Here is a 13729-nt window from a genome sequence, read left to right on the forward strand (position 1 = left end):
CGTCGTGACCGCGGCACAGAATCACGTAGGCCTCCTTCCCGGATGCTGGCGCAGAAGGATACAGCGAAAGTTCATGAATTTCCCCCCCAATTTGCTGCGGGTATTCCGCATGCTCGGACCGTACAAGCGCCGGCTGGGGCTGGCCTTCGTGGGCATGATCCTGACGGCATTGACCGAACCGATGCTCCCGGCCCTGCTGAAAACGCTGCTTGACAAGGGTTTCGTCGGCGAGCTGCCTTTTCCGGTATGGGCAGTACCGATGGTATTGATCGCGATCTTCCTGTTGCGCGGCTTTTCCACCTTCCTGACCGGCTACATGATGAGTTGGGCATCGACCCATCTGCAGAACGATCTGCGGAAACTGATCTTTGATCGCATGCTGGATGTGCCGTCCGGATTTTTTATGCGTTATTCCGTGGGCAAGGTGATCAATTCCGTCATGTTCGAGGTGCAGCAGATCATCGACATGATCCGCAACGTCATGAGTTCGCTGATCCGCGATGCGCTCACCGTGATCGTGCTGCTTGGCTATTTGTTGTGGCTGAACTGGCGCCTGACGCTGATTGCGCTGATTTTATTGCCGTTGATCGCAGTGGTGGTGCGCGCCACCGGCAAGCGTGCCAGGAAGCTGTCGCGGGAATATCTCGAAGTCAATGCGGAACTGACGCAAGTGATCGAGGAAACCACCCGGGCACACCAGGTGATCAAGATCTTCGGCGGCCAGCAACATGAAAAGAGGCGCTTCAATCAACGCGCCGCCAATCTGCGCGGCTACATGATGCGCATGACGATCGTCGCCGCCTCGACGGTGCCGATCACGCAGATACTTGCTGCCTGTGCGGTCGGCGTGGTGATCATGATCGCGCTGCTGCAGTCGCAGCAGGGGCAGGCAACCGTCGGCGGTTTCGTTTCCTTCATCACCGCCATGTTGATGTTGTTGACGCCGCTTAAGCGCTTGGCCGACATCAACGGCCCGTTGCAGCGCGGCTTGGCGGCGGCCGATGCGGTGTTCGAGTTGATCGACGCGCCGCCGGAGCGGACCAATGGACAAGTGCTCGCGGCGCGCGCCGCTGGGCGGCTGGAATTCGATCGGGTCGATTTTGTTTATCCCTTGCAGGAACAGCAGGCGCTGGCGCAGTTCAGCCTGGCCATCGAACCCGGCGAGACGGTGGCCTTTGTCGGCACCTCCGGCGGCGGCAAGACCACGCTGGTCAGCCTGGTGCCGGGTTTCTATAGCCCGACGGCAGGAGAGGTGCGACTGGACGGCACGCCGCTGGAGCAGATTGCCCTGTCCAGCCTGCGCCAGCAGATCGCGATGGTTAGCCAGAATGTGGTGTTGTTCGACGACAGCATTGCCGCCAATATCGCCTATGGCGACGCCAGTCCCGACCCGGCGCGCGTTGCAGCCGCAGCCCGCGCCGCTCACTTGGCGGACGTCATCGATGCCTTGCCGCAGGGCATGCAAACCATGATTGGCGACAATGGTGCGCGCCTCTCTGGCGGCCAGCGTCAGCGCCTGGCGATTGCGCGCGCAATCTACAAGGATACGCCTATCCTGATTCTGGACGAGGCGACTTCCGCCCTCGATTCGGAATCCGAGCGTGCGGTGCAGGCCGCTCTGGACGAACTGATGCGCGGCAGGACAACGCTGGTGATTGCCCATCGCCTGTCTACCATCGAGCGCGCCGACCGCATCGTCGTGCTGGAGGCCGGCAGGATCGCCGAAACCGGCACTCACGTCGAGTTGCTGGCCAAGGGCGGCGTCTATGCCAACCTTTACCACCTGCAGTTTGCCGGCAAGGCTTGACCACGCGGTGAGCATGAATCTTCATCAATCGCCGTTGGGGCAGGGGCGGGGACCAAGCGCCATACTCCGGCCGCGCATTCTAGTGATTTCCCCCAACTGGATCGGCGATGCGGTGATCGCGCAGCCGCTGCTGTACCTGCTCAAGCAGCGCCATCCGGACTGGCCGATCGACGTACTGGCACCGCCCTGGGTGGCGCCGGTCTGGCGCGCGGTGGCGGAAGTCGACACGGTGCTGGAAGCGCCGTTCCGGCATGGCGCGCTGCAATTGCGCGAACGCTGGACATTCGCCCGCCACCTGCGACAGCGCGGCTATGCCGAAGCCTATGTGCTACCCAATACACTCAAGTTTGCGCTGATTCCCTGGTTGGCTGGAATTCCGCGCCGCATCGGCTATCGCGGCGAGATGCGCTACGGTCTGCTGAATGTGGTGCATCACAATCCGCCCGGCGCGCGGCGGGCCATGCTGCCGTTTTATGCGGCACTGGCCGATGCGCCGGCGTTGCATGCGCCGCCATCCTCGGGCTTGCCGCGCCCGCGGCTGGCGCTCACGGCGGAGCAGGCCGACCAGGAGGTGGCGCAGATCGGCCTGCGGTCCGGCAAGCCGTTGATCGCCTTCGCGCCGGGCGCCGAATTCGGCCCGGCCAAACGCTGGCCGGCGCGCCATTTCGCCGAATTGGCGCGCATCATTCGCGATGCCTATCCGGAGGCGCAGATCGCGCTGCTCGGCTCCGGTAAGGACAAGGAGGCGTGCGACGAAATCACCGCCGTCGCGCCCTGGGTGCAGAATCTGGCCGGCGTCACCACACTGGGCCAGGCGGTCGCCGTCCTGGCCAAAGCGGCGGCGGTGGTCAGCAACGATTCCGGCCTGATGAATATTGCCTCGGCGCTGAATCGCCCGATCGTGGTGATGTACGGGCCGACCGACATGAAGCATACGCCGCCTTTCTCCGACGTGGCGCAGGCGGTGTCGCTGCACCTGGACTGCTCGCCGTGCCATCAGCGCGAATGCCCGCTGGGCCATCACGATTGCATGAACAAGCTGTCGGCGGACATGGTCTGGCAGCTGCTGCGCGCAATGCTGGACGGCCGCTGGCCATGATCGCCCAACTGATGAAAACCGCAGAGGTATTTTGAACAAGCAACTCTTTCAAGCCGGATCAAGCCGGGAGATATTGTCCGCGGACAGGCTGGTGGCGCTTTGCCTCGCCGCCTTCCCGTTGTTCGCCCTGACCTTGCGCGGCTGGATCAACGCCTGTCTGCTGGTTACCTTGCTGCTGTCCACGTATGTACTGCTCCGGGGCGACAGGAAGCAGGTGGGAGCTGTTTCCGCTGAAGGCACGCAACTCTGGGTGCGGATATTTTCCCTTGCGCTGGCCGCTCCCGTGGCGGCGGTTTTCCTGGGGCAGTTGTTCCGGGGCGAATTCGTCTGGTCGTATTACGACAGCGCCTCCAAATTTCTGTTCGCGATTCCGCTACTGCTGGTGATCCTGCGCAAGCGGATCAATGTCATCAGGCTCCTCGAATATGCGGTTCCCGCCGCCCTTTTCATTACCGGCCTCAGCATGCTGATTCATCCGAACCTGCAATGGGGGCCGGACCGGCTGACCACCTCGTTCGTCGATCCGCTGACATTCGGCAGCATCTGCATGACGCTGGCGCTGATCAGCCTCATGTCCATCGACCTGCACAAGCCGGATCTGGCCTGGGTACGGTTTTACAAGCTTGGCGGGTTCGCGATCGGCCTGTACCTGTCCTTTCTCTCCGGCAGCCGTACCGGCTGGCTGGCGCTGCCGATCGTGCTTTGGCTATGGCTGCGCTTCAAAAGGAATGTCCCGCACTGGATGATCTTCGTGGCGGTCGCGCTTTTCTGCGGAGCGGTGTATTTTTCGGTACCGATTGTCAAGCTCCGGATCGATGCCGGAATTGAGGAATTGATGCATTACCGATGGGATGAGATGAATCGCGAGACTTCCGTTGGAGAGCGCATCTCGTTTTACCGGATAGGCTGGTATTTGTTCTGCCAGAACCCCTTGGGCGGCTGGGGCGACCATGGCTTCAAGCTGCTGTTGTTGGCGCCGGAACTGCGGAAATTCGCTTCCGACGCTACGATCGGGCTCACCTTGAGCGCCGGCTTCCATAACGAAGTCGTCACCAACGTGGTCAGATCGGGCGCGTGGGGATTGATTTCCAGCCTCGGCCTGTTCCTGGCGCCGCTGGCTTTGTTCGTGCGCGGCTTGCGCTCGCCCTCGGCCGCAGTCAGAAACCATGCCTTGCCGGCCCTTGGCTATCTTGTTTGCGTGCTGGTCAGCGGCATGAGCACCGAGGTCTTCAACCTGAAATACACAGCGTCGTTTCACGCCATGATGCTGGCTGGTTTCGCCGGCACGCTGTTGATGCTGATGCGCAGCGAGCACTCTCCGCACAAATCATGAATCCGCAAAAATATTCGATTACCTTCGCCTGCTATAACCAGGTTGATTACACCCGGCAATGCGTCGAGAGCATGGTCCGGCACGGCCTAGATCTGGGGCGGCTGGTGGCGGTCGACAACGGCTCCACCGACGCGACACGCGACTATCTGCGCAGCCTGCCGCTGGGAGGAGCGATCTTCAATCATGCCAATCTGGGCTGCGGCGTGGCCTGGAACCAGGGCGCGCTGGCGCAGCAGGCGGAATGGACGATCGTCATGAACAACGATGTCCTGGTGTCGGCTGGATGGATCGAAAACATGATTGAAACCGCCGAACGGCGTGGCTTGAAAGTGATTTCGCCGGCACTGGTCGAGGGTGAGTTGGATTATGATTTCGACGCGTTTGCGGCGACCGCTTCAAGCGAGATGAAAGACGTTTTGCGCGTCGGAACTTGTCATGCGGTGTGCATGGCGATCCATCATTCGGTCTGGATGGAAATCGGCTATTTTGCGCCGGTGCCGAAATTGCTGGGCTTTGAAGACACCCTGTTTTTCCATACCGCCGAAAAAGCCGGGATTGCGATGGGTATCACCGGCTCATCCTGGCTGCACCACTATGGCTCGATCACCCAAAACGCCATGAAGCAGGAAAGAGGATTGTCCGAAAAAGACGGCCTGGCCAATCGGTATAACTATCGCCTGTTGCAGCAAGGCTGGCTGGAACGTAAACTGAAAAAGATGCGCCGGAACCGGCAGCGACGGGCATGGCGAGAGCAAGAGGTGTCACGCCATCGCATGTCGCTGCATGGCGTGAGAGCGCGCGGGGATTTCGTCTGGATTTGATCTCGTCATACGCGAAGAGCGGCAATCGGGCTGCGTGCACCGGCCGCTCACGGCCGTTGGTCGGACAAGAATTGCGACAATTTTTCGCCCATCAGGAGATAGCCGGCGACGCCAAGGTGAGTATCGTTCGGCAGGTATAAATCGATGGTTTTATCGGCGTTCTCCCTGAAGGCGCTCAGCAGGTCGGGAGTGTGCACGCCCGCGGCGATGAACGAAGCCGTGATGTCCCTGCCGTTGCCCGCGCCGAAATCTTCCGGGTTCGACAGGCACTTGCGATAGGTCGTCAGTTTGTCGGGTACGACCATCAAGATAAATTGCTTGCCATGCTCCCGTGCTGCTTTCTGGATGTACAGGATGTTTGCAATGGCGCTGGCCAGATCGTCATGCTTCCATCCGAATTTTTCTTCATCCTGGGAAAAATACAGCATGCGATCCGGGCGGCGATTCGAGAATTTGGCACAACGAGTGTCGATCGGCGCATTCACAACCGTATCGTCGCGGATTGCGGAGTCCGCATGCATCCGCATTGACAATGTATTAAGGCTGACCCGCAGGGTGCGATAGATATGCCATTCCGGCGGCCAAGTGCTCCGATTGGCGGCAGTGGTCCAAGGACCGCTCTCGAAGGGCGCCGGCGTGGCGGATTTGCAGGATGGCAGATCGCCGAAATTGGCCAAGACGGATCTTTCGACCGTCTCGATGATGATGGTTTGTACAGACGGATGAGCCAGTGCGTATGCAAGCCAGTTCCGGATGCAGCCCACTTGGGCGAATTCAAAGCTCTGGATTTTTTTATTGGATTTTCCGCCTACGACCGATTGCCAGAGATTACTCCTGGAAAACGAATCTCCCAATACCAGAATTTCGGGATCGGACATGAATTTGCCGTTGCCCGCAACTTCGATTACCGGTTGCGGCGCGCTCCATCCGAAATCCTTTTCGGCGTAACCGCCGACGCGGGTCAGGTCACCCACCAATGGCTCGAAGGGCTCAAAAATCAGGCCGAGACCGGCCGTCAGTCCGAGCGCGAGGGAAACCGTCGCGCCAAAGATAAGCAGGTAGTTGCGCATAGTCAAAACCTGAAATAAAGGAACTCGCTCACTTTGGTCAAGCTATTGAGACAAAAGATGAACAAGAGGGCGAGCGCGATGGCATGCATAGCATCGATTTTCCAGGCCAGCCGTGTCGCCAGGCGTCCTGATGAGAAGCTTGACGGCGTTTTTACTCCCGCCATGTCTTCCCAGGTGGGCTTGTAACGGGCCAGCATTTGCCGCACGTTTGGCATCAACCAGGCCAGTGCCAAAGATGGAATGATGATTTTCAAGGCTTCGCGCGACGGCACCCATGCCTCGGGCATGAACGCATGCGCGCCGAACATGCTTGCCAGCATCGACTGCGCCGCGGCGAGATTGTCCGCCCGGAAGAAGACCCAGGCGACTACCACAGCGACAAAGGTCAATGTGCCGCCGGTCAGTCGTTCAATGGAGCTGCTGCGGGTCCAGCCGAGACGGGTTTTGATTTCCCGCCAGCCATGGTTGATCATCAAATACAGGCCGTGCAGGCCGCCCCAGATGATGAAGGTCCAGCCGGCGCCATGCCACAAGCCGCCCAGCAGCATGGTGATGCTCAAATTCATGTAACGGCGCGTTTTCCCGCGGCGGTTTCCGCCGAGGGAAACGTACAGATAGTCGCGCAGGAAGCTCGACAGCGTGATGTGCCAGCGGCGCCAGAAATCGATGATGCTGGTGGCTTTGTAGGGAGAATCGAAGTTCAGCGGCAAGCGTATGTTGAACAGGAGCGACAGCCCGATCGCCATGTCCGAGTAGCCGGAAAAATCGAAATAAATTTGCAGGGTGTAGGCAAGCGCGCCAACCCAGCTCTCCAGCAGCGTGAGAATTTGTCCGTCCCTGACGGCGCTGAAAAGCGGAGTCGCGTGCGTGGCCAGACTGTCGGCGATCAGTACCTTCTTTGCCAGGCCCAGCACGAATATCGTGATGCCGATGGCGACGTGTTCGCGGTTGATGCGATAGGTCGCAGGATTGGAAAACTGCGGCATCATCTGCTTGTGATGCAATACCGGCCCGGCGATCAAGTGCGGGAAATAGGTAACGAACAGCAGATAGTGGGTGAAGTTGTATTCGCGGCTGATGCCGCGATGGACATCCATCAGGAAAGCGATTTGCGTGAACGTAAAAAAGGAAATGCCCAGCGGCAGGATAATGTCGAATACCGGAAACGGTTGCTCCAACAGCGGGTTCACGGCGGCGATGAAGAAATTCGCATACTTGAAATATCCGAGCAGCGCCAAGTTGGCGGCAATCGCGATCGCCAGCGAATATTTGGCTCGACGATGTTCGCCGGCGGCGTGGCACAGGCCTAGCCAGTAGCCGGCGCCATAGTTGAACACGATGGAGGCGACGAGCAGCGCGACGAAGCGCACATCCCACATCGCATAGAAGCCGAGCGAAGCCACCCCCAGCCACATTGCAGCCAGGCGATGGCTATACCGCCCCAGGTAAAACATGCCGAAAAATACGATGGGCAAGTACAGGAAGATGAAGCTATAGGAATTGAATAGCATCCTGCACCGGGAAAATGAGGGAGTCAATGGCAGCGCGGGCCCGTGTGCCGCATGGTTGACCGCGAGCCAGGCCTGAAGTCTTCATGAATGGCGTCGCCGGCGCGCTGCGATCGCTCGGATTCCGGTTCACGCCGGCGCTCCGCCATTGATCGGAGCGGACGTGACTGCGGCGCGTTCGCCAAGCAGCGTGCGGGCCGCAGCGACGAGGCTGGCGACCGTAATCCGCTGCAGGCACAAGCTGCTGCTGCCAGGGTGTCGGTCGCAGCCTTCCTGCAGGCAGGGCACGCAGTCGCCCGGCCCCTGGATCAGCCAGACGTTGCCGCGCCGCCCGCCGCCGCGCCATGGCCAAGGGCTGTCCGGCCCCCGCCAGTCCTTGGGCCAGGGCCCCCACTTGACCGGATTGGAGGGGCCGAACAAGGCGATCGTGGGGCTGCCGACGGCTGCCGCGAGATGGGTGACGGCGGTGTCGGGGCCGGCGAACAGGTTGGCGCGGCCGAGCAGTTCCGCGGTCTCCGCCAGCGACAATTTCCCGGCGAAATCAAGGGCTTGCGTTTGGCGCGCGATGGCGGCGACATAGTTGCGCTCGTCCGGATCCGGGCCGCCGGTCAGGACCACTTGCAAGCCCTGCTCCTGTAGCCAGTGCGCAAAGACGACCCAGCCGTCCTGGCGCCACATCTTGTAGGCGAATTTGGGAGACGGGTGCAGCACCACATACCGCTTGCCCTCCAGCGCAGCGAACCGGGTGTGCAAGGCATCGCGCTGTTCGGGCGCCAGCGCCGGCGGTACCACCTGGTAGCAGGGGGGGACGCCGAGCAGCTCGGCCAGCTGTAAGTTCAAGCTTACGGTGTGGGTATGCAGGTCGTCGAAGGTCTGCCAGCGGTCGAGCAGCAACGTCTTGCCGGTTTCCCATTCGTTGACGAAGCCGACCCGGAAGCGGGCGCCGACCCAGCCATACAGGCGCGTACGGTCGGAGGCCTGGGTGCCGAGCGCCAGGTCGTAGCGCCGCCACAATTCGCGCAGTTGCGCTAGCGTGCCGCGCCAGCCGGTACGTTGCGGATAGGCGATGATCCTGTCGATGTCCGGGTTGCCGGCAAGCACGCCTTCGGTGCCCTGGAATGCCAGGAAATGCAGTTCCGCCTGCGGCCAAGCCTGCTTCAGCGAGCGCGCCAGCGGCGTCGCCAGCAGCACGTCGCCGATGCGTTGCGTGCAGACCAGCAGAATGCGGCGCGGTGGGCTGCGATCGAAAGGCGGGAGCGGCATGAAGCGCGGATGCGGCAGGATGTCGTTGGCTAAAGGGTGCGGCGTGCCTAGGCGGCGGCTTGCAGCATCTGCTGCACGTAACGGGCGACGCCTTGCTCGACGCTGAGGAAGTAATCGGTATAGCCGGCACTGCGCAAGGCGCCGATGTCGGCCTGGGTATAGCTCTGGTACTTGCCGCGCAATTGCTCGGGGAACGGGATGTAGCTGATCGCGCCCTCTTGTTGCAGTTGCTCCAGGCTGGTGGTTTGCGCGCCTTCGGCAGCGCGCAGCGCGTTGATGGTGGCCGCAGCCATATCGTTGAAACTCTGCGCCCGTCCGGTGCCGAGATTGAAGATGCCCGACTGCGCCGGATGGTCGAGAAAATGCATGTTTACCTTGACCACGTCCTCGACCGAGACAAAATCGCGCAACTGCCCGCCGTCGGCATAGCCGTCGCAGCCTTCGAACAGCTTCACCCGGCCTTCGGCGCGGTACTGGTGAAAGAAATGGTGGGCGACCGAAGCCATGCGCCCCTTGTGTGCCTCGCGTGGGCCATAGACGTTGAAATAGCGCAGCCCGACCACCTGAGCGCCGAGCGTCTGCCAGCGCCGCCGCATGACTTGGTCGAACAGGAGCTTGGAGTAGGCGTAGACATTCAGCGGCGCTTCGCATTCCCGGCTCTCGCGAAACACGCTGCCGCCGCCGTATACCGAGGCGGACGAGGCATACAGGAACGGCACCCGCTCGCGCTGGCAATGTTCGAACAAGGCCAGCGTGTAGCGGTAATTGTTTTCCATCATGTAGCGGCCGTCGGTTTCCATGGTGTCGGAGCACGCGCCCTGATGCAGCACTGCGCGCAGCTTGCCGTCGAAGGAACCGTCGCGCACTTTTACCAGGAAATCTTCCTTGTCCAGATAGTCGGCGATTTCACAATCGGCCAGATTTCTGAACTTGTCGGCCTTCTTCAGGTTGTCGACCGCGACGATGTTGTACTCGCCGCGCTGGTTCAACGCCTTGACCAGGTTGGAGCCGATGAAGCCGGCGGCGCCGGTGACGATATAAAGCATGTTATTGCACTCCGTTTGTGCGCGTTTGTTCCATCTCGCGCACGATTTCCGCCCGGGTGATCGAGGCTGTGCCCAGCTTCCCCACCACGATGCCGGCGGCGCGATTGGCGATGCGCATGGCCTCCGGCAACGCCGCGCCGGAAGCCAGCATGACTGCCAACGTGGCGACCACGGTATCGCCGGCGCCACTAACGTCGAATACTTCGCGCGTTCTGGCCGGCTCGTGCAACGCCTGTTGAGCATGAAACAGACTCATGCCATCTTCGCTGCGCGTGACCAGCAAGGCATCGAGCCCCAGTTCGGCGCGCAGCTTTTCCGCCTTCGCGCCGAAGTCCGCTTCGTCTTTCCAGCTTCCCGCCGCTTCGCGGAACTCGGCCAGATTCGGCGTCAGCAGGGTGGCGCCGCGATAGCGCTGGTAGTCGCCCCCCTTGGGATCGACCAGCACCGGCTTTCCTGCCGCGCGCGCCAGCCGGATCATCTCGCCAATGTGCGCCAGCCCGCCCTTGCCGTAATCGGACAGGATCACCACATCGGCCAGCGGCAACTGCATGCGGAAATCGGCGAGGACGGCGTGCAGCACTTCGTGACTGGGCGCGGTTTCAAAGTCCACCCTCAGCAATTGCTGATGCCGGGCGACGGCGCGCAATTTGATGGTGGTCGAAATGCTGTCGTCCCGATGCAACTGCGCAGCCAGGTTGCCGGGTTGGTTGAGCAGTCGTTCCAGTGCGTCGCCGGCCTCGTCGGCGCCGACCACCGACAGCAACGTTGCCTGCGCGCCGAGCGCGGCGATGTTGTTCGCCACATTGGCCGCACCGCCGGGGCGCTCCTCCACGCGCGTGACCCGCAGGACGGGAACCGGCGCTTCCGGTGAAATGCGCCTGACGTCACCGAACCAGTAGCGATCCAGCATCACGTCGCCGATCACCAGTATTTTCGCGCCATCAAATATCGGCAACACACCCATGCTTGCTTTCGCTTTCCTCTGACTAAGCTTGCTTGTCTGTAAAAATATGCAGTTCACATTCCCGTTGCCGAAGGTTTTCACTTCGAATCGCGCGGCGTGACGCAACATTCATTGGCAAATCGTACATATCGCGCCCTGTGGGCGGGTACCTACCCCGAGCAGTTTACTTGACTTTGCCGTAAATTCCCGCGGGTCGTACCGCTGGCTGGCCCAATATTTCTCCGGCAGTCGGGTGGCTTGGTCCCGCAGAGTCTGTTTCAAGGCGATATTATGAGACATAGTCCGCTCGTGCCTTGAGTGGCTACTTCCGTCGTTGTGTCCACGGCGGCCTTGTCATGGCCGCCGTCAATCGAAAAGGAAATCACCGATGCCTGTTGATCAAGCGATCTCCCGTTTCCCAGCCCCAGAACTGACGAGCTTGCCGGACGACATCCGGCAAACCATTCTGGCGGTACAGGAAAAGGCCGGTTTCGTGCCGAACGTGTTTCTGACGTTGGCGCACCGGCCAGCCGAATTCCGCGCGTTTTTTGCCTATCACGATGCGCTGATGCAAAAGGAGAGCGGCAGCCTGACCAAGGCCGACCGCGAAATGATCGTGACCGCCACCAGCGCCAGGAACGGTTGCCTGTACTGCGTGGTGGCGCACGGCGCGCTGCTGCGGATCTACGCCAAAAATCCGCTGGTGGCGGACCAAGTTGCGGTCAACCACCGGAAAGCCGACATCACGCCGCGCCAGCGCGCGATGCTGGATTTTGCGTTGAAGGTCTGCCTGCATTCGGAGCAGGTGGACGAGGGCGACTACGTGGCGCTGCGCGCGCACGGCTTCGACGACGAGGACATCTGGGACATCTCCGCCATCACCGCGTTTTTTGGGATGTCGAACCGGATCGCGAATGCGATCTCGATGCGGCCGAACGACGAATTTTTCCTGATGGGGCGCGTGCCGCGCAGCTAGCCTCGCAATCCGCGCCGGCCGTCAGACCAGCGGCGCGCGCGGCACGCCGGCGTTGACCACCTGGCGGCAGGGATTGCCGCCGATCGCATAGGCCAGATCACCGGGCCGATCGATTTCCCACAGCGCGAAATCGGCGATCTTGCCCACCTCCAGGCTGCCCAGCGTGTTCGCCATGCCGAGCGCGCGTGCAGCGTGGATCGTGGCGCCGGCCAGCGCTTCCTGCGGCGTCATGCGGAACAGCGTGCATGCCATGTTCATCGCCAGCAGCAGCGAAGTCATCGGCGAGGTGCCCGGATTGCAGTCGGTGGAAATGGCGATCGGTACGCCGGTATCGCGCAAACCCTGGAGCGGCGGGTATTTGGTTTCGCGCAGAAAATAGAACGCGCCCGGCAGCAGCACGGCGACCGTGCCGGCCGCCGCCATCGCGGCGATGCCTTGTTCCGACAGGTGTTCCAGGTGGTCGGCCGACAGCCCGCGGTAGCGCGCGGTGAGCGCGGCGCCGCCTTGATCCGACAATTGCTCCGCATGCAGCTTGACCGGCAGCCTGTGCTTTTGCGCGGCCTGGAACACGCGTTCGGTCTGGGCGTTGGAAAAGCCGATGTTTTCGCAGAAGGCATCGACCGCATCGACCAGCCCTAGCGCCGCCAGCTTCGGCAGCATGTCATCGCACACCAGATCGACATAGGCGTCGGCCTGGCCGGCATATTCTGGCGGCAGCGCGTGGGCGCCGAGGAAAGTAGTCTTGACGCGCACCGGCAGGGTGGCGCCGATCTGGCGCGCCACCTGCAGCATCTTGGTCTCGGACGCCAGGTCGAGCCCGTAGCCGGATTTGATTTCCAGCGTGGTCACGCCTTCGGCCAGAAGGTTGCGCACGCGCGGCAGGGAGGCACTGTACAAGCCGTCCTCGGAGGCGGCCCGTGTCGCCCGCACCGTCGACAGGATGCCGCCGCCGCGGCGGGAGATGGCTTCATAGGCGACGCCGTTCAAGCGATCCTCGAATTCATCGCTGCGATTTCCCGCATACACGACATGGGTATGGCAGTCGATCAGGCCCGGCGTTAGCCAGCAGCCGGCGCCATCCTGTTCGTCTTTTGCGCGATAGCCGGCGGGCAGTGCTGCGCGCCGGCCGAGCCAGGCGATGCGGCCATCCTTGACGGCGATCGCGCCGTCGTGGATTTCGCCGTAGCCCTCGCCGGCCAGCGTCGCCAGGTGGACATTGGTCAGCAGCAGGTCCCAGGAGGGAGCGGTAGCGTGCGTGGTCGGGTCAGTCATCTTGAATTTCCATCAAATCGACCGCGAACACGATTGCGGCCTCGGTGGTTTGCAATCGCCATTCGGCAGCGTCCTCGGCGCTGATCAGCACGCCGTCGAAGCGCCCCAGGGTGAGCTGGGCGCCATCCTCGCACCGGCAATCCAGCCGTTCGCCGGCCGCGAGGAACAGCAGCAGCGCGCTGGACTGGCGTACCACGGTCTTCGTCCCGGAAAAGCTCAGGCGCTCGAACCGGTGCCGATAGCGCGAGCGGCGGCTCATGACATTGAAGTCGGTGGTGGCGCCGCCGACGATGGTGGCGTGCACCACGGATTCGCCGGCAAAGACGACGGTAGGATGCTCGGCCGACAGGTCAACCGACTGACCGTCGATCTGCAAGGCCACGCCGGCGCCTTCGACCAGGGTCAGGGTGCGGTCGATACCGGGAAACGAGGAGAACGCGCCACTCTGGGCTATCGTCGCCAGGCTGATGCGCCAGTCGAAGCTATCCAGCGTCGCGCTGGCCGGGGCGATGGCGATTTCGGTAGTCTGGCCGCCGCCGTTCTTCCAGGGCGTGATGAGATGGTTTTCCTTGCACAACAAGTGCGGCACGA

Annotated in this window: 12 protein-coding genes; 5 read left to right on the forward strand and 7 right to left on the reverse strand. The window is 61.8% G+C overall.

The features are described from left to right. Window positions 1–73 precede the first annotated feature (73 nt). The 4 genes from msbA to ACK2VC_RS13220 all read left to right on the forward strand — a co-directional run bounded on the left by msbA (window position 74) and on the right by ACK2VC_RS13220 (window position 5060). Complete coding sequence (gene msbA, locus ACK2VC_RS13205) at window positions 74–1807, forward strand: lipid A export permease/ATP-binding protein MsbA (protein ID WP_486730818.1); 1734 nt, start codon at window positions 74–76, stop codon at window positions 1805–1807. A gap of 13 nt (window positions 1808–1820) precedes the next feature. Next, on the forward strand, window positions 1821–2906 hold the full coding sequence (gene waaF / locus ACK2VC_RS13210) for a lipopolysaccharide heptosyltransferase II (RefSeq protein ID WP_486730819.1): 1086 nt from the start codon (window positions 1821–1823) through the stop codon (window positions 2904–2906). 73 nt (window positions 2907–2979) lie between these two features. Further along, window positions 2980–4239, forward strand: coding sequence for an O-antigen ligase family protein (locus ACK2VC_RS13215; protein WP_486730820.1), 1260 nt, complete (start codon window positions 2980–2982; stop codon window positions 4237–4239). Further along, window positions 4236–5060 carry a glycosyltransferase family 2 protein gene (locus tag ACK2VC_RS13220; RefSeq protein ID WP_486730821.1) on the forward strand — a complete coding sequence of 275 codons (825 nt, stop codon included), beginning with the start codon at window positions 4236–4238 and terminating at the stop codon, window positions 5058–5060. Before ACK2VC_RS13215 ends, ACK2VC_RS13220 begins: the two co-directional genes overlap by 4 nt. Before the next feature lie 47 nt (window positions 5061–5107). Here ACK2VC_RS13220 and ACK2VC_RS13225 read toward each other — a convergent pair whose 3' ends face one another. The 5 genes from ACK2VC_RS13225 to rfaE1 all read right to left on the reverse strand — a co-directional run bounded on the left by ACK2VC_RS13225 (window position 5108) and on the right by rfaE1 (window position 10911). Then, a complete protein-coding gene (locus tag ACK2VC_RS13225) occupies window positions 5108–6130 on the reverse strand; it encodes an alginate O-acetyltransferase AlgX-related protein (protein ID WP_486730822.1) in 1023 nt (340 codons plus the stop codon). A 2-nt stretch (window positions 6131–6132) separates the two neighbouring features. Beyond that, window positions 6133–7641, reverse strand: a complete 1509-nt coding sequence (locus ACK2VC_RS13230) for an MBOAT family O-acyltransferase (protein WP_486730823.1) — start codon at window positions 7639–7641, stop codon at window positions 6133–6135. A gap of 126 nt (window positions 7642–7767) precedes the next feature. After that, window positions 7768–8901 (reverse strand): glycosyltransferase family 9 protein, encoded by a 1134-nt coding sequence (locus tag ACK2VC_RS13235; RefSeq protein ID WP_486730824.1) that lies wholly within the window; start codon window positions 8899–8901, stop codon window positions 7768–7770. A 47-nt stretch (window positions 8902–8948) separates the two neighbouring features. Next, complete coding sequence (gene rfaD, locus ACK2VC_RS13240) at window positions 8949–9947, reverse strand: ADP-glyceromanno-heptose 6-epimerase (protein WP_486730825.1); 999 nt, start codon at window positions 9945–9947, stop codon at window positions 8949–8951. A gap of 1 nt (window position 9948) precedes the next feature. After that, entirely contained in the window at window positions 9949–10911 is a 963-nt protein-coding gene (rfaE1, locus tag ACK2VC_RS13245; protein ID WP_486730826.1) for a D-glycero-beta-D-manno-heptose-7-phosphate kinase, read from the reverse strand. A 367-nt stretch (window positions 10912–11278) separates the two neighbouring features. Here rfaE1 and ACK2VC_RS13250 point away from each other — a divergent pair, with 367 nt between their 5' ends. Next, window positions 11279–11866, forward strand: a complete 588-nt coding sequence (locus tag ACK2VC_RS13250) for a peroxidase-related enzyme (protein ID WP_486730827.1) — start codon at window positions 11279–11281, stop codon at window positions 11864–11866. Window positions 11867–11887: 21 nt separating this feature from the next. Here the strand turns inward: ACK2VC_RS13250 and hutI are convergent, their stop codons facing one another. Further along, the gene (gene hutI / locus ACK2VC_RS13255) at window positions 11888–13138 is read right to left on the reverse strand and encodes an imidazolonepropionase (protein WP_486730828.1); all 1251 of its coding nucleotides are present in this window, start codon (window positions 13136–13138) and stop codon (window positions 11888–11890) included. After that, on the reverse strand, window positions 13131–13727 hold the full coding sequence (locus ACK2VC_RS13260) for a HutD/Ves family protein (protein WP_486730829.1): 597 nt from the start codon (window positions 13725–13727) through the stop codon (window positions 13131–13133). Before ACK2VC_RS13260 ends, hutI begins: the two co-directional genes overlap by 8 nt. Between the last annotated feature and the right edge of the window lie 2 nt (window positions 13728–13729).

It is taken from the genome of Herbaspirillum sp. WTB6 (assembly GCF_057457785.1).

Bases quoted from the DNA above. Each gene is read 5' to 3' on its own strand.
- msbA (WP_486730818.1), top strand. From the start codon at position 74: ATGAATTTCCCCCCCAATTTGCTGCGGGTATTCCGCATGCTCGGACCG.
- waaF (WP_486730819.1), top strand. From the start codon at position 1,821: ATGAATCTTCATCAATCGCCGTTGGGGCAGGGGCGGGGACCAAGCGCC.
- ACK2VC_RS13220 (WP_486730821.1), top strand. From the start codon at position 4,236: ATGAATCCGCAAAAATATTCGATTACCTTCGCCTGCTATAACCAGGTT.
- ACK2VC_RS13225 (WP_486730822.1), bottom strand. From the start codon at position 6,130: ATGCGCAACTACCTGCTTATCTTTGGCGCGACGGTTTCCCTCGCGCTC.
- ACK2VC_RS13230 (WP_486730823.1), bottom strand. From the start codon at position 7,641: ATGCTATTCAATTCCTATAGCTTCATCTTCCTGTACTTGCCCATCGTA.
- ACK2VC_RS13235 (WP_486730824.1), bottom strand. From the start codon at position 8,901: ATGCCGCTCCCGCCTTTCGATCGCAGCCCACCGCGCCGCATTCTGCTG.
- rfaD (WP_486730825.1), bottom strand. From the start codon at position 9,947: ATGCTTTATATCGTCACCGGCGCCGCCGGCTTCATCGGCTCCAACCTG.
- rfaE1 (WP_486730826.1), bottom strand. From the start codon at position 10,911: ATGGGTGTGTTGCCGATATTTGATGGCGCGAAAATACTGGTGATCGGC.
- ACK2VC_RS13250 (WP_486730827.1), top strand. From the start codon at position 11,279: ATGCCTGTTGATCAAGCGATCTCCCGTTTCCCAGCCCCAGAACTGACG.
- hutI (WP_486730828.1), bottom strand. From the start codon at position 13,138: ATGACTGACCCGACCACGCACGCTACCGCTCCCTCCTGGGACCTGCTG.